The organism is Pseudonocardia sp. CA-142604 (genome assembly GCF_050948475.1).
In the GTDB taxonomy this organism is placed as follows: domain Bacteria; phylum Actinomycetota; class Actinomycetes; order Mycobacteriales; family Pseudonocardiaceae; genus Pseudonocardia; species Pseudonocardia alaniniphila.
The window spans coordinates 1,026,898-1,051,581 of record NZ_CP192045.1 but is presented as its reverse complement, the minus strand read 5'-3'; the positions used below and the strand labels follow the sequence as shown (position 1 = coordinate 1,051,581).

28 protein-coding genes and 1 riboswitch are annotated in these 24,684 nt (G+C 69.4%); of the genes, 10 read left to right on the top strand and 18 right to left on the bottom strand.

The window, feature by feature from the left end; all coding sequences use genetic code 11:
* Positions 1–36: 36 nt before the first annotated feature.
* The 7 genes from ACQPZQ_RS05055 to ACQPZQ_RS05025 form a co-directional block, all read right to left on the bottom strand.
* Positions 37–465 (bottom strand): hypothetical protein, encoded by a 429-nt coding sequence (locus ACQPZQ_RS05055; RefSeq protein WP_433292514.1) that lies wholly within the window; start codon positions 463–465, stop codon positions 37–39.
* Between the two features lie 408 nt (positions 466–873).
* The gene (locus tag ACQPZQ_RS05050; RefSeq protein ID WP_433292512.1) at positions 874–2,109 is read right to left on the bottom strand and encodes an RNA polymerase sigma factor; all 1,236 of its coding nucleotides are present in this window, start codon (positions 2,107–2,109) and stop codon (positions 874–876) included.
* Positions 2,106–2,450 (bottom strand): YciI family protein, encoded by a 345-nt coding sequence (locus ACQPZQ_RS05045; protein ID WP_433292510.1) that lies wholly within the window; start codon positions 2,448–2,450, stop codon positions 2,106–2,108. The genes ACQPZQ_RS05050 and ACQPZQ_RS05045 overlap by 4 nt, the downstream gene beginning before the upstream one ends.
* A gap of 77 nt (positions 2,451–2,527) precedes the next feature.
* Positions 2,528–3,226 (bottom strand): alpha/beta fold hydrolase, encoded by a 699-nt coding sequence (locus tag ACQPZQ_RS05040; protein ID WP_433292508.1) that lies wholly within the window; start codon positions 3,224–3,226, stop codon positions 2,528–2,530.
* A 117-nt stretch (positions 3,227–3,343) separates the two neighbouring features.
* On the bottom strand, positions 3,344–3,952 hold the full coding sequence (locus tag ACQPZQ_RS05035) for a DsbA family oxidoreductase (RefSeq protein WP_433292506.1): 609 nt from the start codon (positions 3,950–3,952) through the stop codon (positions 3,344–3,346).
* A gap of 39 nt (positions 3,953–3,991) precedes the next feature.
* Positions 3,992–5,377, bottom strand: coding sequence for a chloride channel protein (locus ACQPZQ_RS05030; RefSeq protein ID WP_433292504.1), 1,386 nt, complete (start codon positions 5,375–5,377; stop codon positions 3,992–3,994).
* Positions 5,378–5,446: 69 nt separating this feature from the next.
* Positions 5,447–6,835 (bottom strand): glutamate decarboxylase, encoded by a 1,389-nt coding sequence (locus ACQPZQ_RS05025; protein ID WP_433292502.1) that lies wholly within the window; start codon positions 6,833–6,835, stop codon positions 5,447–5,449.
* A gap of 565 nt (positions 6,836–7,400) precedes the next feature.
* On the opposite strand from ACQPZQ_RS05025, the gene ACQPZQ_RS05020 reads away from it, so the two are divergent.
* From ACQPZQ_RS05020 to ACQPZQ_RS04990, 7 genes are all read left to right on the top strand, one after another.
* The gene (locus ACQPZQ_RS05020; RefSeq protein WP_433292500.1) at positions 7,401–8,588 is read left to right on the top strand and encodes an LLM class flavin-dependent oxidoreductase; all 1,188 of its coding nucleotides are present in this window, start codon (positions 7,401–7,403) and stop codon (positions 8,586–8,588) included.
* Positions 8,589–8,736: 148 nt separating this feature from the next.
* Positions 8,737–10,107 (top strand): NtaA/DmoA family FMN-dependent monooxygenase, encoded by a 1,371-nt coding sequence (locus ACQPZQ_RS05015; RefSeq protein ID WP_433292498.1) that lies wholly within the window; start codon positions 8,737–8,739, stop codon positions 10,105–10,107.
* Complete coding sequence (locus tag ACQPZQ_RS05010) at positions 10,104–11,240, top strand: LLM class flavin-dependent oxidoreductase (RefSeq protein ID WP_433292496.1); 1,137 nt, start codon at positions 10,104–10,106, stop codon at positions 11,238–11,240. The genes ACQPZQ_RS05015 and ACQPZQ_RS05010 overlap by 4 nt, the downstream gene beginning before the upstream one ends.
* Complete coding sequence (locus ACQPZQ_RS05005) at positions 11,237–11,635, top strand: rhodanese-like domain-containing protein (protein ID WP_433292494.1); 399 nt, start codon at positions 11,237–11,239, stop codon at positions 11,633–11,635. Before ACQPZQ_RS05010 ends, ACQPZQ_RS05005 begins: the two co-directional genes overlap by 4 nt.
* Positions 11,636–11,770: 135 nt before the next feature.
* Positions 11,771–12,082, top strand: coding sequence for a hypothetical protein (locus ACQPZQ_RS05000; RefSeq protein WP_433292492.1), 312 nt, complete (start codon positions 11,771–11,773; stop codon positions 12,080–12,082).
* A gap of 694 nt (positions 12,083–12,776) precedes the next feature.
* Positions 12,777–13,499, top strand: coding sequence for a hypothetical protein (locus tag ACQPZQ_RS04995; RefSeq protein WP_433292490.1), 723 nt, complete (start codon positions 12,777–12,779; stop codon positions 13,497–13,499).
* Between the two features lie 150 nt (positions 13,500–13,649).
* On the top strand, positions 13,650–15,128 hold the full coding sequence (locus ACQPZQ_RS04990) for an MFS transporter (RefSeq protein ID WP_433292488.1): 1,479 nt from the start codon (positions 13,650–13,652) through the stop codon (positions 15,126–15,128).
* On the opposite strand, the gene ACQPZQ_RS04985 is transcribed toward ACQPZQ_RS04990, so the two are convergent.
* Complete coding sequence (locus ACQPZQ_RS04985; RefSeq protein WP_433299026.1) at positions 15,091–15,636, bottom strand: TetR/AcrR family transcriptional regulator; 546 nt, start codon at positions 15,634–15,636, stop codon at positions 15,091–15,093. The two genes, ACQPZQ_RS04990 and ACQPZQ_RS04985, sit on opposite strands and share 38 nt — an antisense overlap.
* Before the next feature lie 122 nt (positions 15,637–15,758).
* On the opposite strand from ACQPZQ_RS04985, the gene ACQPZQ_RS04980 reads away from it, so the two are divergent.
* Positions 15,759–16,676 (top strand): Vgb family protein, encoded by a 918-nt coding sequence (locus ACQPZQ_RS04980; RefSeq protein WP_433292486.1) that lies wholly within the window; start codon positions 15,759–15,761, stop codon positions 16,674–16,676.
* Between the two features lie 26 nt (positions 16,677–16,702).
* On the opposite strand, the gene ACQPZQ_RS04975 is transcribed toward ACQPZQ_RS04980, so the two are convergent.
* Entirely contained in the window at positions 16,703–17,452 is a 750-nt protein-coding gene (locus tag ACQPZQ_RS04975) for an SDR family oxidoreductase (protein WP_433292484.1), read from the bottom strand.
* Between the two features lie 65 nt (positions 17,453–17,517).
* Positions 17,518–17,832, bottom strand: a complete 315-nt coding sequence (locus tag ACQPZQ_RS04970) for a DMT family transporter (protein ID WP_433292482.1) — start codon at positions 17,830–17,832, stop codon at positions 17,518–17,520.
* Positions 17,833–17,845: 13 nt separating this feature from the next.
* Positions 17,846–17,915: riboswitch (guanidine-III (ykkC-III) riboswitch) on the bottom strand.
* Positions 17,916–18,235: 320 nt separating this feature from the next.
* On the opposite strand from ACQPZQ_RS04970, the gene ACQPZQ_RS04965 reads away from it, so the two are divergent.
* Positions 18,236–19,096: an arylamine N-acetyltransferase family protein gene (locus tag ACQPZQ_RS04965; protein ID WP_433292480.1), complete on the top strand. Its 861-nt coding sequence runs from the start codon at positions 18,236–18,238 to the stop codon at positions 19,094–19,096.
* Between the two features lie 33 nt (positions 19,097–19,129).
* On the top strand, positions 19,130–19,339 hold the full coding sequence (locus ACQPZQ_RS04960) for a hypothetical protein (protein WP_433292478.1): 210 nt from the start codon (positions 19,130–19,132) through the stop codon (positions 19,337–19,339).
* A gap of 69 nt (positions 19,340–19,408) precedes the next feature.
* On the opposite strand, the gene ACQPZQ_RS04955 is transcribed toward ACQPZQ_RS04960, so the two are convergent.
* The 8 genes from ACQPZQ_RS04955 to ACQPZQ_RS04920 all read right to left on the bottom strand — a co-directional run bounded on the left by ACQPZQ_RS04955 (position 19,409) and on the right by ACQPZQ_RS04920 (position 24,663).
* Positions 19,409–19,780 carry a hypothetical protein gene (locus tag ACQPZQ_RS04955; protein WP_433292476.1) on the bottom strand — a complete coding sequence of 124 codons (372 nt, stop codon included), beginning with the start codon at positions 19,778–19,780 and terminating at the stop codon, positions 19,409–19,411.
* A gap of 2 nt (positions 19,781–19,782) precedes the next feature.
* Positions 19,783–20,043, bottom strand: coding sequence for a hypothetical protein (locus tag ACQPZQ_RS04950; RefSeq protein WP_433292474.1), 261 nt, complete (start codon positions 20,041–20,043; stop codon positions 19,783–19,785).
* Positions 20,044–20,148: 105 nt separating this feature from the next.
* Positions 20,149–20,934, bottom strand: coding sequence for a GNAT family N-acetyltransferase (locus ACQPZQ_RS04945; RefSeq protein ID WP_433292472.1), 786 nt, complete (start codon positions 20,932–20,934; stop codon positions 20,149–20,151).
* 136 nt (positions 20,935–21,070) lie between these two features.
* Positions 21,071–21,472 (bottom strand): TA system VapC family ribonuclease toxin, encoded by a 402-nt coding sequence (locus tag ACQPZQ_RS04940; RefSeq protein ID WP_433292470.1) that lies wholly within the window; start codon positions 21,470–21,472, stop codon positions 21,071–21,073.
* On the bottom strand, positions 21,469–21,699 hold the full coding sequence (locus ACQPZQ_RS04935) for an antitoxin (RefSeq protein WP_433292468.1): 231 nt from the start codon (positions 21,697–21,699) through the stop codon (positions 21,469–21,471). The genes ACQPZQ_RS04940 and ACQPZQ_RS04935 overlap by 4 nt, the downstream gene beginning before the upstream one ends.
* Before the next feature lie 42 nt (positions 21,700–21,741).
* Positions 21,742–22,815, bottom strand: coding sequence for a redox-regulated ATPase YchF (gene ychF, locus ACQPZQ_RS04930; protein WP_433292466.1), 1,074 nt, complete (start codon positions 22,813–22,815; stop codon positions 21,742–21,744).
* A 22-nt stretch (positions 22,816–22,837) separates the two neighbouring features.
* Positions 22,838–23,512, bottom strand: a complete 675-nt coding sequence (locus ACQPZQ_RS04925; RefSeq protein ID WP_241038777.1) for a LuxR C-terminal-related transcriptional regulator — start codon at positions 23,510–23,512, stop codon at positions 22,838–22,840.
* Positions 23,443–24,663: a sensor domain-containing protein gene (locus tag ACQPZQ_RS04920; protein ID WP_433292463.1), complete on the bottom strand. Its 1,221-nt coding sequence runs from the start codon at positions 24,661–24,663 to the stop codon at positions 23,443–23,445. The genes ACQPZQ_RS04925 and ACQPZQ_RS04920 overlap by 70 nt, the downstream gene beginning before the upstream one ends.
* Between the last annotated feature and the right edge of the window lie 21 nt (positions 24,664–24,684).

Below are 24,684 nucleotides of genomic sequence, written 5' to 3'. Positions count from 1 at the left end.
CTCTCCGGCGTGTCCTGGAGCGTGCTGGTGTCGATCTCACCTCGCCGCGTCCGCGACGATCCCGATGAGACCCGCGGCTACGGCGGCCCGTCCGACGGGTTGCGCCTGCACATTCACGACCGTCGTCCCGTCCCGGCGAGACGTGTAGTGCTCCCCGGAGAACCGCACGTTCCGGTACCGCCCCTGCCCCCGGGAGAGCTCGGTGACGTTGCCGGTGCCGTGCCTGTCCACCAGGTCATGGAACTGGCGGGCAGAGGCGGCGTCGGGCATCTCGACCCACGCGACGGCGACGAGCACGACGTTGTTGCGCCGGTCATGGACCTCGAACAGTGCACGCGACAGTCCTGTGCACGGTTCGTCGCGGAAGAACTCGCGGACCGCGCCGTAAGAGCGGGCGACGCAGTCGGGGCTCCCGTCGAAGCGGGATTCGACGCGGAATCCCTGCTGTTCCAGACGCAGCCTCACGTTGACCGAGGACCGCTGACGTGCCTGGCTGCTCCGCGCCCCGCTCGACGAACTCGAAGCGCTCGCCGAACTCACGCTCCCACCCGAAGCCGACACGCCCACGGCCGTCCCGCCAGTCCCGACAGCAACCGCCAGGACAACAGCCAGCGCGGCCCCGCCACCCTTACCCTTTCCACCTCCTCCGCCGTTGTTCAGCGGTACAGGTTTGCCGTTCTTCGTGATGAATTCCGTAGCCACGCCACTCCACTCAGTGAGAGCGGCGAGCCTAAGCCACTTCGGACGCGAAGGGGATGTTTCGCCCAATACAAACAAGACGCCAAACACGTCTTCGCAGGGGTTGTGTGCTCCTCGCAGGGGCCCCGGCATCTGCGAGGAGGGCACGTGGTCTGCGAAGACGCCCGGGCGCTGTCAGCCGGTCATCTCTGTCAGGCGGCGTTCCAGGAAGCGGCGTTCCTTTGGGCTCTCCGTTCGGCTCAGGGCCTCTTGGTACGCCTCCGCCGCCTCCTCGATCCTCCCCAGGCGCCTCAGGAGGTCGGCTCGGGTGGCCGGGAGGAGGCGGTAGCCCGCCAGCTCGCCGGCCAGCTCGTCCACCAGCGCCAGGCCGGCGGCGGGGCCGTCCGCCATCGCGACGGCGACGGCGCGGTTGAGCCGCACGACCGGCGACGGCACCAGCTCGACGAGCCTTCCGTAGAGAGCCGCGATCTGCGGCCAGTCGGTGTCGGCGGCGTGGTCGGCGCGGGCGTGGCAGGCCGCGATCGCCGCCTGCACCTGGTACGGCCCGGGCTGCCGGCGCCGGAGTGCGGCGTCGAGCAGCCCGAGTCCTTCGTCGATCGCGGGGCGGTCCCAGCGGGTGCGGTCCTGCTCGTCGAGGGGCACCGGTTCGCCTGCGGCGTCCAGCCGGGCGGCGCGCCGGGAGTGCTGCAGGAGCAGCAGCGCCGCGAGGCCGAGCACCTCGGGGTCGTCCGGCATCAACCGGGCCAGCGTGCGGGCGAGGCGGATGGCCTCGGCGCACAGGTCGTGGCGCATCAGCTCGGGGCCTGCCGCTGCGGCGTACCCCTCGTTGAACAGGAGGTAGATCACGCCGAGGACGGCGGCCGTGCGGTCGGGCAGGAGATGATCCGGCGGCACGCGGAACGGGATTCCGGCGTCGCGGATCTTGCGCTTGGTGCGCACGAGCCGCTGCGCCATCGTCGGCTCCGGCACGAGGAACGCCCTCGCGATCTCCGCGGTGGTGAGCCCCGCTAACGTCCGCAGCGTCAACGCCACCCGGCCCTCCAGGGGCAGGGCCGGGTGGCAACAAGTGAAGATCAACCGCAGCCGGTCGTCCTGCACCGCGGTGGCGTCACCAGGTTCGTCGGGGACAGCCGGTTCCATCGCGATCTCCCGCAGCTTGGCCGACTCGATCGCGGAGCGACGCAGCCGGTTGCGCGCCGCGTTCCGCGCCGTGGTGGTGAGCCAGGCGCCTGGGTTGCGGGGGACGCCGTCGCGCGGCCAGCGTTCGAGCGCCTGCGCGATGGCATCCTGGGTGCACTCCTCGGCGAGATCCCAGTCGCCCGTCATCCGGATCAGCGTGGCGACGACCCGGCCCCACTCCACGCGGAACGCCTCCGCTACGGCGGCCTCCGGTTCGGCGCCGCCGGTCATTCCGCTCCGAGCGGCCAGAAAGGCCTGACCTCGATCATCCCGTAGCGCGCCACCGGGTGCTTCGAGGCCACCTCGATCGCCTCGTCGAGGTCGGCGCACTCCAGCAGGTCGAAGCCGAACATCTGCTCCTTGGTCTCGGCGAACGGGCCGTCGCAGATCAGCACCTCGTTGTTGCGCACCCGGACGGTCGTGGCGTCGGAGACCGGACGCAGCCGGTTGCCCTGCAGCCGCACCCCGCGGCCATCCATCTCGGACACCCAGGCCTCGGTGGCCGCCGCCATGTCGAAGCCGGGCTCGGGCTCCGCACCCTCGGTGCCGCAGATCATCAGCATGTACTGCATCGTCTTCTCCTTCGTTCCGAGCGGTCGGTACTACGACAACCGGGGAACACCGGGATCGACACGCTCGGCCGGAAATCTCAGGACAGATATCCCTCCAGCCGGTCGGCCAGCTCGCGGGGCCTGCTGAGGGCGAGGAGGTGGCCGCCGGGCATCTCGTCGACGGCGATGCCGAGCCGCTCCCGCACCACCCGCCGCTGGAGCTCCAGCGGGAAGAAGCGGTCGTCACGGCCCTGCAGAAACCTGGTCGGAACGTCCGGCCACTTCTCGAGCGGCCACGGCTTCTCGAACGGGGCGCCCGACTGCACCGGCTCCGGCTCGGCGAACACGACCGCCCGCACCTCGTCGGGGACGTCGTGGAAGAACTCGACGAGCGGGTCGAACGCGCCCCCGGACGGGCGCCCCTCGCTCGCCGCGTACGCAGCCGCGGCCGCGGGCTGCCCGGTGTTCTCCCACCACTGCCCTGGTGACTCGCCCAGCGCGGGCACCATCGCGTTGAGCAGCACCACCAGCTCGACCGGCATCCGCTCGCACACGAGCGGGGCGGTGAATCCGCCCATCGACTGGGCCACCAGGACGATCCGGTTCCGATCTCCGATGGCGTCCACCACGGCGTCGGCATACTCCGCGAGCCCGGCCGAGTCGTCGGCGGCGGGCAGGCCCACGGCGATGGCATCGCGTCCCCGCTGACGCAGCTCCTCGACCAGCCGGTACCAGTAGGTGGCGCTTCCACCCGCGCCCGGGATCAGGACGAAGGTGGGGCTCGATCGATCGCTCATGTGCGTTCCTCGCTGTCGGGCTGCTCGTCCGGTCCGCTGAAGAGACAACCGAAGCAGCGAGAATTCATCGGTGCCGCACTCGGATCGAGCTCACCGGCTCACCCGGGTCGGCGACAGTCAGCGTGGGATCGACGTGTGCTTGAACTCGTTCAGCTCGGGCCAGCCCGTGAGCATGTCCACCACCCGCTCCACAGCCCGTACGGAGACGGCGGGGTCTGCGCCGGCCGGGGCCCTGTCCATCAGCCGGACGAACACCGCCTGGTCGCCCGCGACGAACGTCGGCACGCCCCACACCGAGTGCGACTTCGCGAACTCCTCGTGCTCGGCACGGACCGTCGCGATCGCCGTCCCGGACTCGATGCGCTCGAACACCTTGTCAGCGGCGACGCCGTGCTCGGTCAGGGTGCGGGCCACGACCTCGCGGTCGTTCAGATGCCGGGCCTCGTCGTGGCGCACCGCGAAGAGAGCGCGATGGACCTCGGGGAACCGCTCGGGGAACTCGTCGCGCACGACGACACCCGCCTGCAGCGCGAGCAGTCCCGAGTCCTCCTCCCACCTGTCCCAGACGTCGGGCTCGCCTTCCTCCACGTGCACCTGGCCGAGCGAGAATGCCAGGTACCGGACGTCCCAGTCGGCGCCGGCGGCCAGGCCGGTGAGGATGTGCTCGTGCGCGTTGCGCGCGAACGGGCAGCGGTAGTCCCAGGTCACGGCGAATACAGAGCTCATAACGGAAGATCGCACGTCCATGTCTCGGGTATTCCCGGTTCAGGTGGATCCGGACCGTTCGGGCGCGCTCTCCGCGGCGGGTCCGTCCACGGCAGGTTCACCTGTGGGAGGCGCCGCCGGTGCCGGTGGAGTGAGCCTGGCTGTCACCACGTGCGCGACCACAACCGCGACGATGACCAGCGGCATCGCGGCGATCCCGTCCGATCCGAGCAGCAGCGTGGCCAGCAGAACCGACGTCAGCGGGAGCCTCAACATCGCCACGCACATGGCGCCGATGCCGACGGCCACCCCTGCGACGAGCGGGAGACCCGGCAGATGGGACAACGCGATGCCGGCCGCAGCTCCCATGTACATGGCGGGGAACGTCGGGCCGCCCCGGAAAGCGCTCAACGACACGCCGTAGGCCAGCCCCTTGCAGGCCAGAAGCAACAGGAGGCTGCCCACCGTGTAGCCGGCGTGGTTCCCGAGCAGCGGGCCGAGCTGGTCCTGCCCGGAGAACAGCACATCCGACCAGCTCTTGCCGGTGACTGCCGTGTACAGCACGGCGCAGCCCGCGACGACGAGACCGGCCACGGGCGTCAGGAGCAGCAGTCGCCGCTCGATGTGCGGCCGCAGCAGCAAGGCCAGCCTGCGGATCCCGGTGGCGGTGAAGGCGGCCGCGACTCCGATCGCGATCGCCCAGCCGAACGCGGCGCCGGTCGGCCGGTCGAACGGGGGTAGGCCGGGCAGCGCCAGCGAGAACGTCCCGAGCCCGGTCAGCGAGTCCAGTCCGATGAAGATCAGCGAGCCGACGCCCGCGGCCAGCAATCCCGGGACGAGTACCACCCCGAGCATGGCTCCGCCGAGCCCGGAGGCCTCCATCAGCAGGAACGCCCCCAACAGCGGGGAGCCGAGCAAGGTGCTCACCGACGAGAAGCTGCCCGCTGCGGCGACCACAGCAGCGGTCTGCGCGGGTGCTCCGCGGCGAACCAGGCGGACCGCGCAGACCCCGAGCCCGCCGCCGAGGGCGATGAGCGGGGCCTCGGGCCCGAGTACGACGCCGAAGACCAGGGTGGCGAACGCGGCGGCCAGGACGCCGGGCAGCTCCCGCGGGTCGGGAGCACCGCCGGCGTGGAAGCCGTCGGCGGGCGAACGGCCACCGCGTCCAGGCAGGTAACGGATCACGACGGCGACCAGCACGGCACCGATCAGCAGCGGTGGGATCGGCCACCACAGCGGCGCCTGGCCGAGCCCCAGCGCGGGTGGCAGGTCCCGGAACAGCCACCGTTGCAGCGCCGAGACGAGCGCCAGGAAGCCGTAGGCTGCCGCGGAGATCGGGATCCCGACGACTGCGGCCAGCCCGAGGAGCTGTACATAACTGCGGCTGCGCAGGAGCTCCGTGGGGTCGGGAGACGCCGCGGGGGTGGCAGGTCCGGATGACGCCATCTCCACCTCCTCGCCTCGCTGGCTGTGCGACCGCCGGGCGCGCCTTGCCTTCCGGCAGACCTGACGCCGTCAGGTGTGGCTGAATCCGCCCTGGGTGGCGGTGGTCCGGGGTGGGTCCGCTGCGAGGTGGTCGGTGGCGCCCTCGACGGCGCCGACCAGGGCCTCGGCCAGGTCGTAGCTGAATCCTTCGCGCACCACTACCCGCATGACCGCGATATCGGTGGCGGCGTCGGGCATCGTGTACGCGGGCACCTGCCAGCCTCCGGTCCGAAGCCGTTCGGAGACGTCGAAGACGCTGTAGGGCGCGGAGTCCGCAAGCCGGAACGCGAACACCGGGATCGCGCTGCCGTCGCTGATGAGTTCGAACGGCCCGAGCGCCGCGATCCGGGACGAGGTGTGCACGGCGAGGTCGCGCAGCGACTCCATCACCGTGCGGTAGCCGGAGCTGCCCAGCCGCAGGAAGTTGTAGTACTGGCCGATGATCTGGTTGCCGGGCCGCGAGAAGTTCAGGGTGAACGTCGGCATGTCCCCACCCAGGTAGTTCACGTGGAAGACAAGGTCCTCGGGCAGGTCCCGCCGGTCGCGCCAGACGACGAAGCCGACCCCGGGATAGACCAGCCCGTACTTGTGCCCCGAGACATTGATCGATTTGACCATCGGCAACCGGAAGTCCCAGACCAGGTCGGGGTGCAGGAACGGTGCGACGAAACCGCCGCTGGCGGCGTCCACGTGCACCGGGACGTCCTGACCGGTCGCCTCGTTGTGGGCGACCACGGCGTCGTGAATCTCCTGGATCGGCTCGAACTCACCGGTGTAGGTAGTGCCGAGGATGGCGACGACGCCGATGGTGTTCTCGTCGATCCGCGCGACCACCTCGTCAGGGGTGATCACATACCGGCCGTGCTGCATGGGGATGTAGCGGGGCTCGACGTCCCAGTACCGGCAGAACTTCTCCCAGACGACCTGGACGTTCGACCCGAGGATCAGGTTGGGCCGGTCGGTGGGCTGCCCGGCGGCGGCTCGGCGCGCCCGCCACCGCCACTTCAGCGCCATCCCGGCGAGCATGACGGCCTCGCTGGACCCGATGGTCGACGTGCCGACTGCGTCGCCGTCCTCCGGCGCGTTGAACAGGTGCGCGACCATGTTCACGCAGCGCCGCTCGATCTCGGCGGTCTGCGGGTACTCGTCCTTGTCGATCATGTTCTTGTCGAAGGCCTCGGCCATCAGCCGGTCGGCCTCGGGTTCCATCCAGGTCGTCACGAACGTGGCCAGGTTCAGCCGCGAGCTGCCGTCCAGCAGCAACTCGTCATGGATCAACTGGTACGCCGCCTCCGGGCGGGCCCCTCGTTCGGGCAGCCGGTACTTGGGTATGGGCTCCAGGTCGAGACGATGGCTGTAGGGCGGTGCCACGGCCGACTCGGCCTCCGGGTCCTTTCGCGACAGATGCCGATGAACCATGGGTCCTCCTGCCAGGCGTCGGAGAGCGCTGCCTGCGGCCGCCACCCCGCCAGGCTCACCGCTCGTGCGGCACGGTCAGGCGCCATCGTGAGTGCCCGACGGCCCGGTGCCGACACCCGAGGCGGGTGAGTGCGACGCGCGGCTCGCGACGTCGAGGCAAGCCTGGTCTCCCCGGAGAGCCGGCCCCCATCGATCACGTGTGACGCGGACGGCCCGTGGTTGAAAGCACAGGGCCTAGCTACTTACAGTCGTTGTACGGCCATGACTGGCCGACCATCCGGATTGTCGGACCACCCGGCTCGGCATCACGCAACCCGCACGCCGGGGTGCGGGAGTCCTACACCGGGAGCGACGGAGGCTGTGGTGCGCGCACGCCTGTCCTTCTGCGCGGCTCACCGGTTGCACGTCGACCTCCTCCGGGTGGCCAGCGCGAGCTGTCGGAGCTGACTGCTCCGCCCATCCGCTCATCGAGCCCGTGGGCGACGACCAGGACCTTGTTCCAGTGCGCGTCGCACGACCGCGGCATTCCGGCCGGCTCGTGGGTGCGCCGCATCGCGGAGGAGCGATGACCACCTTGGCACCGTCCACACTGCATCTCGCCGTTGCGCTCGACGGCACCGGCTGGCACCCGGCCTCCTGGCGGGAACCCGGCGCGCGGCCGTCCGAGCTGCTCACGGCCGCGTACTGGACCGACCTGGTGCAGGAGGCCGAGCGCGGGCTGCTGGACTTCGTGACGATCGAAGACTCGCTCGTCCTGCAGTCCGATCACCGGTTCCGGCCGGACGAACGCACGGACCACGTCCGGGGGCGGCTCGACGCGGTGCTCGTCGCGGCCAGGGTCGCACCGCTGACCTCTCACATCGGCCTCGTCCCGACCGCGGTCGCCACTCACACCGAGCCGTTCCACCTCTCCAAGGCGATCGCCACCCTCGACTACGTCAGCACGGGCCGCGCCGGGCTCAGGGTCCGTGTCTCGGCCCGTCCGGACGAGGCCGCGCTGTTCGGCCGCAGGGGGTTCCCGCCCGTCCGGCTCGAGCACGACGCGCTCGCCGAGCTGTTCGACGAGGGCGCGGACTACGTCGAGGTCCTGCGCAGGCTCTGGGACAGCTGGGAAGACGACGCGGAGATCCGCGACGTCGCCACCGGGCGGTTCATCGATCGGGACAAGCTCCACTACATCGACTTCACAGGCGCGCAGTTCGCCGTCCGCGGACCGTCGATCACGCCGCGGCCACCGCAGGGCCAGCCGATCGTCAGCGCGCTCGCCCACCGGACCGTTGCCTACCGGCTGGTCGCCCGCTCCGCCGACATCGGCTTCGTCACCCCGCAGACCTGGACGGACATCGACGCGATCCTGCGGGAGATCCGCGCCGAGCAGGCCGCCGCGGGCCGCGCGGACGACACCGTGCACGTCCTCGGCGATGTGCTGGTCTTCCTCGACGAGGACCGTGGCGAGGCCGCCGCCCGCAGAGCCCGCCTCGACGACCTGGACGGGGCCGTGCTCCGCAGCGACGCGCGGATCTTCACGGGCACCCCGGTCCAGCTCGCCGACCTCGTGCAGGAGTGGCACGAGGCGGGGCTGAGCGGTGTGCGCCTGCGTCCGGCCGGTGTCGCGCACGACCTGCCGCTGATCACGGGCGGCCTGGTCCCGGAACTGCAGAGCCGCGGTGCGTTCCGCACCGCCTACGAGGCGGACACCCTGCGCGGGTTGCTCGGCCTGCCCCGTCCCGCCAACCGGTACGCGGTGGCCTGAGGCCACGTGGAGAGGAAAACGATGAGCGAGCTTGCGAACGAATCATCGACACAGCGCCGCAGCGAGGCCGTGCAATGAGCGAGCGCGCGAGCGAATCATCGACACAGCGCCCGTGCGAAGCGACGGCCGAGCGCAGCGAGGCCGTGCGATGAACAGGCCCCGCAAGCAGATCCACCTCGCCGCCCACTTCCCCGGCGTCAACAACACCACCGTGTGGAGCGACCCGGAAGCAGGAAGCCACATCGACTTCCGGTCGTTCGTCCACTTCGCACGTACCGCGGAGCGGGCGAAGTTCGACTTCCTCTTCCTCGCCGAAGGGCTGCGGCTCCGCGAGCAGAACGGGGTGATCTACGACCTCGACGTGATGGGCCGCCCGGACACCTTCACGATCCTCGCCGCAGTGGCTGCCGTCACCGAGCGGCTCGGGCTCGCGGGCACCATCAATTCCACCTTCAACGAGCCCTACGAGGTCGCCCGCCAGTTCGCCTCGCTCGACCACCTGTCGGGCGGCCGTGCGGCTTGGAACGTCGTCACGTCGTGGGACGAGTTCACCGGCGAGAACTTCCGCCGCGGTGGCTTCCTCCCCCAGGAGAAGCGGTACCTGCGCGCGAAGGAGTTCCTGGCCGCGGCGAAGGTGCTGTGGGACTCGTGGTCGGGCGGGGAGATCGTGGCCGACGCGGCTTCGGGCACCTTCCTCTCCGACCCCGACGCCGGGCGCTTCCTGATCACGTCGGACCAGTTCGACATCGGCGGCCGGTTCAGCGTCCCGCGCAGCCCGCAGGGCCACCCGGTGATCCTCCAGGCCGGCGACTCGGAGGAGGGGCGCGAGTTCGCCGCGTCCGACGCCGACGCGATCTTCACGCGGCACGGCACGTTGGAGGCCGGTCGGGCCTTCTACAGCGACGTCAAGAGCAGGCTCGCGAAGTACGGCCGATCGCCGGAGGACCTGAAGATCCTCCCCGCCGCGACGTTCGTGCTCGGCGACACCGACGCCGAGGCCCACGAGAAGGCCGACGTGATCCGGCACCAGCAGGTGAGCGGGCAGACCGCGATCAAGTTCCTCGAACAGCTGTGGAACCGCGACCTGTCGGCCTACGACCCGGACGGCCCGCTGCCGGAGATCGACCCGCTCGTCAGCGAGAACCACATCTCCCGTGGACGTGCGAGCGTGCGCCAGCACCGCGACCCGATCACCACCGCGCGCGAGTGGCGTGCCCTCGCCGAGGAGAAGGGACTGTCGATCCGGGAACTGATGGTCCAGGTCACCGCACGCCAGTCATTCGTCGGTACGCCTGCGCAGGTGGCCGACGCGCTCGACGAGTTCGTACAGACCGATGCGAGCGACGGCTTCGTGCTCGTCCCGCACATCACGCCGGGTGGGCTCGACGAGTTCGCCGACACGGTCGTTCCGCTGCTGCAGGAGCGAGGGGTGTTCCGCACCGAGTACGAGGGCACCACGCTGCGCGAGCACCTGGGTCTCCGTCCCGTCCCCGCCGCCCGAGAAGGAGTCCGGTCATGAGATTCCAGATCCTCGACATCGTCCCGCACACGCCGCACCCGGTGACCGGGGAGATCATCAGCGTTCACGAGCGGCTCGAACGTGTGGTGGAGACCGCGGTTCTGGCCGAGCGCCTCGGCTTCGACTCCTACGCCGTCGGCGAGCGGCATGCCGGCGAGTTCGTCTCGTCGGCCCCCACGGTGCTGCTCGGGGCGCTCGCCAATGCCACCGACCGCATCCTGCTCAGCACCGGTGTCACGGTGCTCTCGCTGCTCGACCCGGTGCGCGTCGCCGAGGACTACTCCACGATCGATCAGCTCTCCGGCGGACGGCTGGAGATCGTCATCGGCAAGGGCAACGAGGACAAGCACTTCCCGCTCTTCGGGCTCGAGCTCGCCAAGCAGTACGAGTACCTCACCGAGAACTACGAACTGCTGCGCCGGCTGCTGCGCGAAGAGAACGTCTCGTGGAAGGGCACCCACCACGCCGACCTGGACAGCGTCACCACCTACCCGCGGCCGTTCTCGGGCCCGTTCCGCATCTGGCACGGCTCCGCGACGTCGACGGCCGCGGTGGACCTCGCCGCGAAGTGGGGCGACCCAGTCTTCTCGGCCAACGCGCTGCAGCCCCGCGAGAACTACCTGGTGCTGATCAACCGCTACCGCGAGCAGCTGGAGGCCAACGGGTACGACCCGGCCGTGGGTTACGTCGGCTCGGGCTCGGGCGGGCTCTTCCTTGCGGACACGGACGCGAAGGCGATCGAGCAGTACCGCCCCATCTACGAGGGCATCGCCGCCAAGATGCGGGCCAAGCACGCCGGGGACAACCGCCCGGGCAAGGCCACCTCGTTCGCGACCATCGAGGAGGCCATCGCACACGGCCCCGCGCTCGTCGGCACCCCGGAGCGGGTGGCGGCGAAGATCCTCGACTACCACAAGGCCTACCACCACGACGTCCAGTCGGTCTCGGTGTTCCCGATGCTGCCCTATGCGCAACAGCACGAGGTGCTCACCCGGTTCGCCGAGGAGGTGGCACCGCTGGTGCGCCGCGAGGTCTCGACCACTCTCTGGGGACCCGACGACCCCGGCCGTGCAGCGGGCTTCACGGCCGTCGACCACGGGCAGGTCGCTGACCAGCAGGGAGCAGGAGCATGACCGACACCACCCCCACGCTCGACGAAGCCGGTGCGCTGGCCCCGCTCGTCCCGGCCGCCGAGGCCGCGAAGCGGGTCGAGGCGGGCGCCCTCCTCGTCGACGTCCGCAGCGCCGCGGGGCGGGCCGGAGCCGGCGAGATCCCCGGTGCAACGGTGGTGGACAAGGCCGCGATCGACACCGCGTTCGATCTCGGCGCCGGCACCCACCTTCCGGCGGTCACGTCGCTCGACACTCCGATCGTCGTCATCTGCGGTTCGGTTCTCGGGTCCGGCCCCTCCGCGGCCGCGCTGCTGGCCAAGGGCTTCCACGACGTCGTGCACGTCGAGGGCGGGTTCCCGGCGTGGAAAGCGGCCGGCCTGCCCGCGGAGGAGCCGGTGACTCCGCAGGAGAGCTGATCCCGGCCACCGCAGCTTCGCTCGGAACAGCGCGGTGATCGGTACGTTGGCGTTCCTTTCACCCGCACCCGGAGGCCGCAGTTGCACTCACCGAACGTTCTCGTCGTCGGCATCGATCCGCGTGCGGTGCCCGGGATGGACGCCGACGCCATAGAAGCTGCCCTCGAACAGGGGAAGACCGAGTTCGAGAAGCGAGGAGTTCCGGCGGATCTCTGCCTGGTCGGTCTCGACGGGACCGCCGAGGCGAAGATCGTTGACCATCTGACCCGCAACTCCTACGCCTGTGTCGTCGTGGGCGGTGGAATTCGAAAGCCGGAGCCGATGCTCCCGTTCTTCGAAAAGGTGGTCAACCTGATCCGGCAGCATGCGCCCGACGCAGCCATCGCCTTCAATACGAGTCCGATTGACAGCGCCGAAGCGGCGGCGCGCTGGATCGCTGCTCCATAGTCCGCGTCTCGCGCCACGATCTCCGCGGGCGGCCGCCCGCTCTGTCGGCCCCGCGTCGACGGTCCTGGCCGCGAGCCCCCGCTTTTCGGAAGACTTGCAGCAGCCGATGATTTTCAGTCCGGGACATTTTCGAATTGAAAAGAATGAAGGCTGTAGCTGCACTCGATATGTCCATCCTGCGCCATTCGCGAGGGCCATGAATTCGGCGAAATCGAGTCGGGTGCGCAGTTCGGGTCGGTTCAGCGGCGACCTACTCTCCACCCATGCAACACGCAGGAGCGCAACGTCAAGTATCACATGAAATGAGACACGCTTTCGCTGCTCCGAGCACTGGCTGGGCTTAGCCTCATGGTCATGATTCGGTCCAGGCGGCTGCGGCTGTGCCGGCACGTCCGCGACTCGTGACCCGATCAGGATCGCGATGGCGGAAAGACCGCCCGCGCACAGTAAGTAGTAGAGGAATGGGCGAATGCTTCTGACGCTGGCCCAGAGGTTGACGCGAACAGTCGTGATGGTGGTTGCGCTGGCGATCATGGCCACCGGACTTGTTGCGTCGACCGCTTGGGCCGAGACTCCGCGCGGCCGCGCCGGTACTCATCCCCCACCCCCCAGCCGCTCCCACAGACCTCCTGGCGGGACGCCCCGCCACGACACCGCGGTTCCCCTCACTCGCCGCGTTTCCCCGTCCGGCGACATGGGCCACGACGTGTCCCACCCGCAGTGCGGTGTGGCGCTTCCGACGGACAACGGCTCTTTCGGCATCGTCGGGATCAACGAGGGGCGCCCCTTCACCACCAACCCCTGCATCAGTGCCCAGTATCAGTGGGCGAAGGGCACTCCGTACGGGGCCGGGGTCTACCTCAACACCAGCAACCCGGCACCGGGCGGTGCCGGTTACTGGCCTCGATCGGGCAGCCAGGATCCGGTGCTGTGCATCGACGCCCGCTCCACAACCGACGCCGGGTGCACCTACGACTACGGCTGGCACGCTGCCGCCAACGCGCTCAGCGCGGCCATGGCCGTCGACCGGGGCATGACGCAGCACACGTGGTGGCTCGACGTGGAGATCGAGAACCGGTGGAGCGGCAACGGCATGTCGAACACGGCCATCGTGCAGGGGATGAACGACTACCTGCGCAGCCACGGCGTGGCCGAGGTCGGGCTCTACTCGACCGGCTACCAGTGGCGCAAGATCACCGGCGGGTACACCGCGTCGACCGCCGCGAACTACCGGACGGCGTGGAAGCCACAGTTCACACCGATGTACTCCCTCGACAACGCGCCATTGTGGCTTGCGACGTACACGGACAGCAACGCCGCAAAGACGATGTGCACCACGAGTTTCACCGGTGCCAAAACGAGATTGGTCCAGTACGGAGAGGACGAAGGGGGCTTCGACACCAACCTCGTCTGCTGACCGTCCGCTCCTCGATCAACGGGACTCTCGTCGCGATCCGCGGCGAGAGTCCCGTTCGCCGTCCGGCCGTTGATCTACTCCGGGCAGCATAAGACGATTTTGTTATCCTTGCGCGTGGCCGTGTTGCAGATTTTGAATCATCAGCAGCGGATGGCCACCCTGGCCACGGTCACCGCGAATGCGCTGATATTCTCCGGAATGACCAGCATCGCTGTCATCCTGCCGAGCTTCCAGGATGAGTTCGACGTCTCGCGCGGAGCCGTCAACTGGGTGGTCATCGGTGCACTGCTGCCGATCGCCGCCCTCGTCACCGTGAGCGGCCGGCTCGGCGACCTCTTCGGCCGACGCCGGCTATTCGTCGCGGGAATGATTCTCTACGGCCTCGCCTCTCTCGTGTGCGCGCTCACGCCGAGTGCAGGACTACTGATCGGAGGCCGCCTGCTCCAGGGAATCGGCGCCGCCCTCGTCCTGCCGCTCGCCCTGACCAACCTGACCGAAATGTTGCCGGCCGCGCATCGTGGGTGGGCGGTCAGCACGATGGCGGCTGGCACCACCGTCGCCACGACGATCGCCCCACTACTGCTTGCATTCCTCGTGACGTCCTCGGGCTGGCGATGGCTCTTCTGGACGGACGTCTCGGTATCCCTCATCGTCATCGCGGTCGCACGCAGGTACGTGATCGAGACGCGCGGACCACCGGGCCAGTCGCTCGATCTGCGGGGGGTCCTGCTCCTGTCAGCGGGACTCGCGTTCGTCGTGCTCGCATGCGAGCGATCCGACTACTGGGGGATCAGGCACTTCGGCACGCTCGGCCTGTTCGCCTCGGGCCTGCTCCTACTGGGCGCCTTCGTCAGGTTCGAGTATCGGGTTGCCGACCCCTTGATCGACCTGCGGCAACTGAGGAACGCAACCATTTCCGCCTCACTGACATGTCTCGCCACGATGCAGGGCGCCGCACTCGCGGTGACGGTCTTCCTGATGCTCTATCTCCAGCAGGTCATCGACCTCACGCCGGCCGTCGCCGGCCTGCTGATGCTGCCCGGCGCACTGGGGGCGTTGCTGTTCTTCCCACTGGCCGGGCGACTGACCGACCGCGGATCTGCCCGCTGGCTCCTCGTCGGAGGCCTGCTCGCCGGCGCTGCTGCGATGATCTGGCTCAGCTCAGGTGCCGACCGGGGCGAAGGTCCGCTCCTCATCCCACCTCTGGTGATCCTCGGTGCGGCAACGGCGTGCGTCTACATTCCGGCAAGCACCCTCACGCTCACGCACCTACCTGAGCAGTCCCGTGGCGTCGCCGCCGGCCTCACCATCGAGGCCCGCCAGATCGGCGGCGTCGTCGGCCTGGCGGTTCTCACAGCGTTGCTGACCGCCCTGGAGTGGAGATCTCGTGACCGACTGTTGTCACGATCGGATACCGACTTCACAGTGGCCCAGCAGGAGGCGATCGACAGCCTCCTCTTCGAGGACGCCAGGAGCCCTCTGGTCACGTCGATGCCGCCGGAACTGCGCAGCGCACCGGTCGCTGCTGCGAACGAGGCCTTCGTCGACGGTTTGCAGGGAGTGCTGCTCACCGGGGCCGCCGGCCTCGCCGTCACCGCCCTCTTCGCGGCTCTCGCGATCCACCGATGAGACCGAGAGCCGCGAGGGCGTAGGCGTCGGCGTCGGCGTGGGTGAGCGGCTCCCGCATCAGCATCCGCTGGTGGTAGAGCGGCCCGGTCGCCGACATCAGCAGCCGGTGGGCATCGGTCGAGGCCGGGATCTCACCTCTGTCGACGGCGCGCTCGACGACAACCCGGCAGCGCTGATAGCGGTCGATCCAGAACCGGCGCAGGGCGTCGGCGGCTTCGGGTGAACAGAACGTGGCGGCGATGACTGCCACGGTCAGCGACGGTTCGACGATCATGGCGTCGCAGATCTCCCGGTTGATCGCGATCAGGTCGCTCTTCAGGGAGCCCGTGTCCGGGGCCTGCCAATCGTCCTCGATACCGAGCGCGAGGAGATCGACCAGCAACATGGGCACGCTGCCCCACCGCCGGTAGATCGTGGCCCGGTGCACGCCGGACCGTTCTGCGACCGCTTCGATGCTCAGCGCGTCGTAGCCGCCCTCCGCAAGTAGCGCGTCTACCGCGGCCAACACATCCGCCCGGATCCGGGCCGTCCGGCCGCCCGGCCGTAGGACTGGTGGAGTCGGAGGCACCCCGAGATGTTAACGCGACACTGATCGCATTAATGTCCCACCATGGGAGAAGGGGGACGGGGATGTCGATCACCGAGTACGAGGTCGCGCCGGGCGCCTACGGCGTCGCCATCGATGCGGACGGCGGGGTGTGGACCACCTTGGTCGAGCTCGGCGAGCTGGCACGGCTCAGCACGGACGGGCAGGTCGAGCGCTTCAAGCTCGACGCCGAGCAGAGCCGCCCGATGGTGCTGATCACCGGTCCTGACGACGCGATCTGGTTCAGCCGGGGCGACGGCAGAATCGGCCGCGTCGACGCCGACCGCACGATCTCCTCGCTGCCGGTGCTCACCCCGACAGGCACGCCCTACGGACTGTGCGCAGGCCCGGACCGAATGCTGTGGTACACGCTGCTGTCCGGGGACCGGATCGGCCGGATCGCGCTCGACGGCACGACCGACGAGTTCCCGCTGGCAGCGGGCAGCATGCCCGGACCGATCACCGCCGGACCCGACGGCGCGCTCTGGTTCACGCTGAACCAGGCTGACGCCATCGGACGGATCACTCCGGCGGGGGAGGTCACCACCTATCCGCTGCCGACGCCCGGCGCGGCTCCCGTCGGGATTCATGCGGGACGGGACGCGGTGTGGTTCACCGAGATCGGCGCCGGCCAGATCGGGCAGATCCATCCCGACGGTCGGATCGACGAGTTCCCCCTGCCCGACCGATCCTGCCGTCCGCACGCGGTGGCGGCCACCGTGGACGGGGGATGCTGGGCGACGCTGTGGGCCAGCAGTTCGGTCGTCCGGCTCGATCGCGACGGCCGGATCATCGCCGAAGCGAGCTTCACCCCAGGAGCCGAACCACACGGCCTCGCCATCGCCGCCGACGAGTCGCTGTGGGTCGCTCTGGAAGCAGGCTCGCTGGCGCACGTCACCGAGCAGGACGACTCCCCTGCCCTGCCCCCGATCACCGACCGGGACACTGCCACTGCTTGGTGAACAGCCGTTCCGATCGGACGTCGACATCAGGCTTGTCGTTGACCTGCGAGCCACTCGTCGAAGGTGGTCTGCGCGATGCGAGCCCCCTCGCCGGGCAGCAGCACATTGCCTGCCATCGCCGGGCCGTACAGCGCCGCCCACGTCGGCACGAGCTTCACCGAGCGGCCGCGCGCATCGTTGGTGCGCCGGGCCATGTCCACCAGGTCCTGCGTCTCGGGCCCGGCGACATCGACATGTCGCCCCTGCGGTTCACCCACCGCGACCTCGGCGAGGATGTCGGCCACGTCCGTGGGGGCGACCGGTTGCACGAGCAGCGGCGCGATCGTGGCGACGCCGTCCTGCTCGCTCCAGCTCGCCACCATCTCGGCGAAGCCGTGGAACTGGGTGGCCGGGACGACCGTCCACGCGACCGGTCCCGCGGCGACGAGGCGCTCCTGCTCCTGCTTGCCTGCGTAGTGCGCATTGCCCTCGACCCGATGAATCCCGACGATCGAGAGCAGCACGTGGTGGCGCACACCTGCTCGCTCCTCGGCGTCGAGCAGGTTCCGCGTCGTGGTGGCGAAGTACGCCACCGACCCGGCCCGGTCGGCTGCCGGCGCATTGGTGACGTCGATGACCGCGTCGACACCGGCCAGGGCCTCGTCGAGCCCGTCACCGGTCGTCAGGTCCACCCCGAGCGACCGGCTGATGCGCACGGCGTCGTGCCCGTCCCGTTCGAGGGAGCTGACAGTGAGGGAACCGATGTTCCCGGTCGCGCCGGCGACTGCGATCCGCACGATGTTCTCCTCTTCCTGCCGTGCATGGTCCCGCCCCACCTTGCAGCAGCGGAGTTGCAAGCCGGCTAGTGGAGTGCCTTCAGGCCGATGACACAGCCGATGATGCCGAGGAGGAAGACGACTTTGAGCGCGGACACGGACTCCTCACCGGTTCCCATCGCGTAGGCGACGGTCGCGGCGGCCCCGATACCGACCCAGACGGCGTAGGCAGTGCCGACCGGCAGGGTGCGTAGGGCGTAGGCAAGTCCGCCCATGCTCACGACGAGCCCGACGATGAAGACGATCGAGGGGACCAACCGCGTGAAACCGACGGACTTCCCGAGAGCCGTCGCCCATACCGCTTCGAAGACCCCGGACAGGATGAGCACCAACCAAGCCATGAGAGGCTCCTGATGGTCGCCGTCTTGTCGCGATCTGGGTACGGCGCCGCTCGTCCAGGAAGCCCCGCTCTCAGGAGCCCGACCCGAGCGTCTCAAAGACAGCCCGACGGGGCAACGTCGCAGCGCGGTGGCCCTGGCCTCCAGCTACCACCGGAAGGAAAGCCCCGGCATTACGAGTAGCGAGAGTGACCGGCGAAAACTCTCTTTGATTGATAAGAATTCGAACCTCTAGTCGAATAATGCGAAATATGTCCGAGCTCGGACTCGCGGATCCCGGCTAGAATCGAGCATGTCGGAGCACCCTCGACATATCATTCAGCTGCACATGAAGAGCGGTCCGATGGAACAACGACGATTCGGACAGCCGGTCAGTCACATATCCGCGCCCCCGCAAGGAGGGTCCGTGAGCGTCACCACGACAACAGCCATCGACTTCGACGTCGCCGCCTACCTGCACCGAATCGGCTTGTCCGGTGCGTGGGACGGAGCGCGCCCCCCAGCGGACCTCGCGACACTGGCACGGATCGCCGCTGCTCACGGGCAGGCGATCGCCTACGAGAACCTGGACAAGTTCACCGGCCGCGAGACGCACCTCGACCAGGCATCCTTGATCACCAAGATCGTCCGGTCACGGCGCGGTGGCGGGTGCTACGAACAAAATCTGCTTTTGCGCGGCGTGCTCGACGCCCTCGGCTACACCACGACCCTTCTCTCCGGGCGCGCCCTGTGGGGCCGACCGGCCGACACGCCGATGCCCCCGCGCACCCACATGCTGCTCCGCGTCGAACTGCCGGAAGGCCCTCACATCGTCGATGCAGGTTTCGGACTCAGACTCACCGGAGTGCTGGCACTCGAGCCGGATACGGAGCAACCGACACCGCACGGGCTTCTCCGCCTTCAGCCCGATGGATCTGCGTTCGTGCTGGAGGCCCTGCTCGGTGGTCGCTGGATGGCGCTGTACCGGTTCGACCTCGCCGAGTCCTACATGGCCGACTTCTCGATGAGCAACTTCTACAACACCCACCATCCCGATTCCATGATGGTCGGGAGACTGTTGATCGGCCGCGCCGACACCGACCGCCGCTACGCCCTCAGTGGCCGCAGGTCCACCGGCCTGAGCCTTGCCGTGCACCACGTCGACGGCCCCAGCGAACGCCAAGCGCTGGAGACACCCGCCGCTGTCCGTCGCGCCCTCGAGGATCAGTTCCTCATCGACCTCTCCGGCCTGCCCGACCTCGACCGCGCCCTCACGACGCTGTTCTGATCGCAAGGTTTCCCGAAGCACGCACCCTTCAGGGTGCAGGCGTTCCGCGACAGCGGTCGGTGGGTGATCGAGGTCCCCGAGATCGACGCCGTCGGACAGGCACGCACCCTGGCTTCCGCGGCCGACACCGCACGAACCTTGATCGCGCTCTGGCTCGACGTCGACCCCGAGACGATCTCCGTCGAGATGGACTACTCGCGGATCGACCCGGACGCCCTGACACTCATCAACCAGGCGCGATGACGATTTGAGCTTGCGGGACGCCACCATCGTCCTCAAGGTGAGCTACGGCCGTGTGCAGCAGCTGGTCAGCTAGACCCGCACGACCGCCACAGTCACCGGCCGCGCCTTGACGAGCGTGTCGAGGTCGCCTGGGTCGCTGGTCAGAATCTGGTCACCCGGCCGGGCGAGCAGGGCGACCGATGCGTCGACGACGTCCGAGCCGCAGGCCACCTTGAGCAGTTCGCCGGCTGACCGCGCCACATCCAGGTCCATCGGAACGACATCGATCATGGCCAAGGCGCGGGCCAGGTGTACCTGGCGGGCACCGTCACGCCATGCCTGCGCCACCACCGGCGCCATGGTGACCAGATCCGCCCCAGCCCTTCGACCGAGGGCGATCAGGCCGGCAACACGTCGATCGGACCGGTCGACACCGATCAATGCCCCGGCGTCCAGCACCATCCTCATGCGACTGTGCGCGACGGGCTCGGCGGGATGTAGGCCACCCCGGCCTCGGCGGCGATCTCTCGCAGCTCAGCCTCGTCGAACGCTCCGTGCTCGGCCTGGTACTCCACCAGCCAGGCATCGATCAGGCGCCCACGCACCCACGTCTCCAGCGCCTCGGTGACCACGGCAGAGAACGAAACCCCGGCCTCCTGGGCTACTCGCTGCGCAGCCAACCGCACCTCGGCAGGCAGCGACACCGTGACCCGATCCGCACTCATACGCGGCATCATACTTCTGTATGAACGCCCTGGGCGATGGAGCGTCGGTCGCTGCACCCACACGGTGAAGCGGAACTCGACCACGTTGCGCGGTCGGACAACCGCTCAGCGTCGCCACACGTACGGCGTCGTCGTCGACACCCTCACGAAACCGGAGCGTTCAAGGATCGGCCGGGAGTACTCGGTGGAGTCGCTGTGGATGAGCGTCTTGCCGCGGGCGAGCGCGGATCGGGCGCGCGCTGCCGTCAACGCACGGTAGATCCCCCGACCGCGCCACCGTTCCAGTGTCGCGCCTCCCCAGATCCCGGCGAAGTCGCTGCCCGCGACCGGTTCGAGCCGGCCGGCGCCGACCATCCGGCCCTCCGTCTCGGCGACCCACAACTCCATCCCGTCACCGAGCGCGAGCCGGCGCAGCAGCGCGTCAGCCCTCCGTTCGGAGGTCGGTTCACCGAATGCCTCGTCCTGCACCGCGCTCATGGCGCGGACGTCCGGCTCCTCGGTCACCCGGCGCAGTGTGACGTCGGCGGGTGGCGGTGTCTCGGTCAGGGCCGCGGCGTCACCGACCATGATCGATTCAGGCTCGCCCGGAACGAACCCGTTGCCCACCAGCGCCTCATGGAGTTCGGGGGCGTGGTCGTGGCCACGTGTCTTCCACTCCACCCGTTCGATCCCGGGATCGGCCCGGTAATGCGTCAACGCCTTCGGCACGAGGCGGGCGATCTCGTCGGCGTCGGCTCCGCCGAGGTCGCGGTAGGTGACGAACCCCTGTCCGCCGCCGAAAGTCATCAAGCGTAGCGGGCCGTGACGGGTGACCGAGACCGCGCCGGGCATCTCGGCGTCGGTACGCAGTTGCTCGTCGTACGCCCGGAGGAGAAGCGTCCTGTCCGTCATCGCGATCACAGTGGTAGCCCGTGGCTGGAACGACAAACCGATTTCGGAGTCGCCGCACCACACGGTGAACGGAACCGACCTACGCGTGTACCGGAACTCCACCGAGCTGCGCCACCGATCAACCGTGGCGAACCGGTCAGATCTTGGGCACCAGGAGCGTCAGATCAGGCAGCTCCTGGCACAGCCCCTCATTCATCGTCGCCACCTTCGCGCCAGGCCTGGCTGCCGCCAGACTCACGAGGTAGGCGTCGGTGACCTGCCGGTGCCCGCGGACGTGCCGGAGATCCGCATCGACATAGGACACCCCATCCGGCCAGAACTCGCAGCTGCGCATCGCGTGGATCGCCCCGAGCAGCCGGGTCGCGACAGCCGGACTCTCACCGCTGCGCACGAGGAACCGAACCAGGGAGCCCTCCACCACCGGGCAGATCGCGAACCGGCCGCTCTCCGCCGCCCACATGGTCGCCCGCTCGTGGTGCTCGTGCTCGGCGACGGTCAACGCGATCAGTACGTTCGCGTCGAGCAGGTAGGTCGTCACTCCTCGTCGAGTGCCGCCGCCACCTGCTCGGACGTCAGCCTGCGACCGAGGCTGATGACCGGGAACCCGGACCGATCGTCGGTGCGCACCACGACCGGTTCGTCGAGCTGGCTCAAACCCCGGATCGTCAGATCGGCGATCACGGCTGACAATGAGCGCCCGGTGCGCTCGGCGATCTCGACGGCGCGCCGATGCACGCCCGGCGGCAGGTCGACGGTGGTGCGCATAGCCGCATCATAGCTGCATCAGCGGCGATGCAGAACTCGCGATCAGACGTTGAAGCGGAACTCGACCACGTCGCCGTCGGCCATGACGTACTCCTTGCCCTCCATCCGCACCTTCCCCGCCGCCTTGGCCGCGTTCATCGACCCGGCCTCGACGAGGTCGTCGTAGGAGACGATCTCGGCCTTGATGAAGCCGCGCTCGAAGTCGCTGTGGATCACCCCGGCTGCCTGAGGGGCGGTGGCGCCCTTCTTGATCGTCCAGGCCCGTGACTCCTTGGGCCCCGCGGTCAGGTACGTCTGCAGGCCGAGCGTGTGGAAGCCGGCACGGGCGAGGGCGTGCAGCCCGGGCTCGTGCTGGCCGATCGACTCCAGCAGCTCGCGGGCGGACTCCTCGTCCAGCTCCAGCAGCTCGGCCTCCACCTTGGCGTCGAGGAAGACGGCGTCGGCGGGGGCCACGAGCTCGATGAGCTCCTTGCGCTTCGCCTCGTCGGAGAGCACGCCCTCGTCGGCGTTGAAGACGTAGAGGAACGGCTTCGTGGTGAGCAGGGTCAGCTCGCGCAGCGGCTCGGGGTCGACGCGCGCGGCGAAGAGTGTGGTGCCGCCGTTGAGGATCTCGACCGCCCGCTCCGCGGCCTCCAGCACCGGGCGCCGGTCCTTCTGCATCCGCGCCTCCTTGGTGAGGCGCGGAACCGCCTTCTCCAACGTCTGGAGGTCGGCGAGGATCAGCTCGGTGGAGATCGTCTCGATGTCGCCCGCGGCGTCGATGCGCCCGTCGACGTGGACGACGTCCGGGTCGTCGAACACGCGGACGACCTGGCAGATCGCGTCGGACTCACGGATGTTCGCGAGGAACTTGTTGCCCAGCCCCGCACCCTCGGAGGCACCCTTCACGATTCCCGCGATGTCGACGAACGACACGGTGGCCGGCACGATCTTCGCCGAGGCGAACATGCGGGCCAGCACATCGAGGCGCGGGTCGGGCAGCGACACCACACCGACGTTCGGCTCGATCGTGGCGAACGGGTAGTTCGCGGCGAGGACGTCGTTGCGGGTCAAGGCGTTGAACAGCGTCGACTTGCCCACGTTGGGCAGGCCGACGATGCCGAGGGTGAGTGACACGGGAGTCCAGGGTAGTCGCGGGTCAGCGGGCTCCGGGTGCCGCCTGCAAGTACGTGAGCACGGCCCGCACGCGGCGGTTGTCGTCGTCGGAGGGCGGCAGGTCGAGCTTCGCGAAGATGCTGCTGATGTGCTTGCCCACCGCCTTCTCCGTGACGAACAGCGCGGCGGCGATCGCGACGTTCGAGCGGCCCTCGGCGACGAGCTCCAGCACCTCCCGCTCACGCGCCGTCAACCGGGTGAGCGGTGCGGAGCGGCGGCCGAGCAGCTGGCCGATCACCTCGGCGTCCATCGCCGTGCCACCTGCCGCCACCCGGCGCACCGCCTCGACGAACTCCTCGACCTTCCCGACGCGGTCCTTCAGCAGGTACCCGACCCCGCCTGCCTGGTCGGCGAGCAGTTCGCGGGCGTAGAGCTGCTCGACGTACTGCGAGAGCACGAGTACCGGCAGTCCAGGGACGTCCCGGCGCGCCGCGATCGCCGCCACCAGGCCCTCGTCGGTGAAGGTCGGCGGGAGCCGCACGTCCACCACCGCGACGTCCGGACGATTGCGGACCAGCGCCTCGCGCAGCATCGGCCCGTTGTCGACGGCCTCCACGACGTCGAAGCCGTTGGCGGTGAGCAGCCGGATCAGACCGTCGCGGAGGAGGACGTGGTCCTCGGCGATGACGGTCCTGAGTCCGGCGGGGGCAGGGCGCACGGCAACTCCATCGTGATCTCTGTGGGGCCGCCGGGCGGGCTGCTGACGTGCAGCGTGCCGTCGAAAGCGGCGAGGCGGCGCTCGATGCCGCGCAGGCCGGTGCCGCGACGGGGATCGGCTCCGCCGCGGCCGTCGTCGCCGACGAGGACGGTGAGCCGGCCGCGTGTGTAGCGGGCGCGCAGCCACGCCCTCGTCGCACCCGAGTGCCGTCCGACGTTGGCCAGGGCCTCGGTCGCGGCGAAGTACAGCGCCGACTCGACCGGGGCCTGCGGCCGCGCGGGCAGGTCGAAGTCGAGCGCGACAGGCACCGGGCACAGCAGGGAGGCGGCCTCGAGCCCGCCGACGAGGCCGCGGTCGGCGAGCACCGGCGGATGGATGCCGCGGACGAGGTCGCGCAGCTCGGCAAGTGCCTTGCCTGCGTCGGCGCGCGCCTCCTCCAGCAATGAGGCGGCCCGGTCGGGGTCGGAGCGGACGGCCTGGGCGGCGAGCCCCAGCGCCATACCCACGGCGGCGAGCCGCGCCTGCGCCCCGTCGTGGAGGTCGCGCTCGATCCGGCGCAGCTCGGCGGCCTGCGCGTCCACGGCCGCCGCACGCGACTCCGTGAGTTCCTCGACCCTCCGGGCCAGCGTCGTGTCGGGAGCCAGGAGGAGGCGGACCAGCAGAGCGAACCCGCGCACGGCCCACGGCACCGTCCACCAGATCACCGCCACGAGCACCAGCACCGGCAGCGTCAGCACCGAGAACGGGCCGTTCGCACCGATCGCGAGGCTCGAGACCGCCGCGAGCAGCGCGTAGAGCACCCAGAAGACGACGATGCCCGCCACGGCGTGCGCGCCGAGCCAGACGACATCCCGGCCGTTCTGCGGGTCGCGCAGGCATGCCAGCAGGTCGCGCCATCCCCACCCGGGCTCGGAGCAGTAGGAGGCGACGAGCTCGACACGCAGAACGCGTCCGGCCTCCTGGCGGTGCAGGTCGGCGAGCACGCGGCCGGCGCTGAGGGCGCCTGCCACCACCGGTACGCCGAGCCCGAGGACAGGCACCAGGACGAACCCGGTGACCAGCGCGAGGAGCAGCACCAGCGCAATCAGCGCCGTGACGATCGAGGCGAGCAGCCGACCGGCGGCGAGCAGCCAGTCCCGGATGCTCGTCACGCGGGCCAGTGTGGCCGATCA

What these genes read in the sequence shown, in the direction of transcription:
- ACQPZQ_RS05050 (WP_433292512.1), bottom strand. Translation starts at nt 2,109, where the DNA reads ATGACCGGCGGCGCCGAACCGGAGGCCGCCGTAGCGGAGGCGTTCCGC.
- ACQPZQ_RS05045 (WP_433292510.1), bottom strand. Translation starts at nt 2,450, where the DNA reads ATGCAGTACATGCTGATGATCTGCGGCACCGAGGGTGCGGAGCCCGAG.
- ACQPZQ_RS05040 (WP_433292508.1), bottom strand. Translation starts at nt 3,226, where the DNA reads ATGAGCGATCGATCGAGCCCCACCTTCGTCCTGATCCCGGGCGCGGGT.
- ACQPZQ_RS05035 (WP_433292506.1), bottom strand. Translation starts at nt 3,952, where the DNA reads ATGAGCTCTGTATTCGCCGTGACCTGGGACTACCGCTGCCCGTTCGCG.
- ACQPZQ_RS05030 (WP_433292504.1), bottom strand. Translation starts at nt 5,377, where the DNA reads ATGGCGTCATCCGGACCTGCCACCCCCGCGGCGTCTCCCGACCCCACG.
- ACQPZQ_RS05025 (WP_433292502.1), bottom strand. Translation starts at nt 6,835, where the DNA reads ATGGTTCATCGGCATCTGTCGCGAAAGGACCCGGAGGCCGAGTCGGCC.
- ACQPZQ_RS05020 (WP_433292500.1), top strand. Translation starts at nt 7,401, where the DNA reads ATGACCACCTTGGCACCGTCCACACTGCATCTCGCCGTTGCGCTCGAC.
- ACQPZQ_RS05015 (WP_433292498.1), top strand. Translation starts at nt 8,737, where the DNA reads ATGAACAGGCCCCGCAAGCAGATCCACCTCGCCGCCCACTTCCCCGGC.
- ACQPZQ_RS05010 (WP_433292496.1), top strand. Translation starts at nt 10,104, where the DNA reads ATGAGATTCCAGATCCTCGACATCGTCCCGCACACGCCGCACCCGGTG.
- ACQPZQ_RS05005 (WP_433292494.1), top strand. Translation starts at nt 11,237, where the DNA reads ATGACCGACACCACCCCCACGCTCGACGAAGCCGGTGCGCTGGCCCCG.
- ACQPZQ_RS05000 (WP_433292492.1), top strand. Translation starts at nt 11,771, where the DNA reads ATGGACGCCGACGCCATAGAAGCTGCCCTCGAACAGGGGAAGACCGAG.
- ACQPZQ_RS04995 (WP_433292490.1), top strand. Translation starts at nt 12,777, where the DNA reads ATGGGCCACGACGTGTCCCACCCGCAGTGCGGTGTGGCGCTTCCGACG.
- ACQPZQ_RS04990 (WP_433292488.1), top strand. Translation starts at nt 13,650, where the DNA reads ATGGCCACCCTGGCCACGGTCACCGCGAATGCGCTGATATTCTCCGGA.
- ACQPZQ_RS04980 (WP_433292486.1), top strand. Translation starts at nt 15,759, where the DNA reads ATGTCGATCACCGAGTACGAGGTCGCGCCGGGCGCCTACGGCGTCGCC.
- ACQPZQ_RS04970 (WP_433292482.1), bottom strand. Translation starts at nt 17,832, where the DNA reads ATGGCTTGGTTGGTGCTCATCCTGTCCGGGGTCTTCGAAGCGGTATGG.
- ACQPZQ_RS04955 (WP_433292476.1), bottom strand. Translation starts at nt 19,780, where the DNA reads ATGGTGCTGGACGCCGGGGCATTGATCGGTGTCGACCGGTCCGATCGA.
- ACQPZQ_RS04950 (WP_433292474.1), bottom strand. Translation starts at nt 20,043, where the DNA reads ATGAGTGCGGATCGGGTCACGGTGTCGCTGCCTGCCGAGGTGCGGTTG.
- ACQPZQ_RS04945 (WP_433292472.1), bottom strand. Translation starts at nt 20,934, where the DNA reads ATGACGGACAGGACGCTTCTCCTCCGGGCGTACGACGAGCAACTGCGT.
- ACQPZQ_RS04935 (WP_433292468.1), bottom strand. Translation starts at nt 21,699, where the DNA reads ATGCGCACCACCGTCGACCTGCCGCCGGGCGTGCATCGGCGCGCCGTC.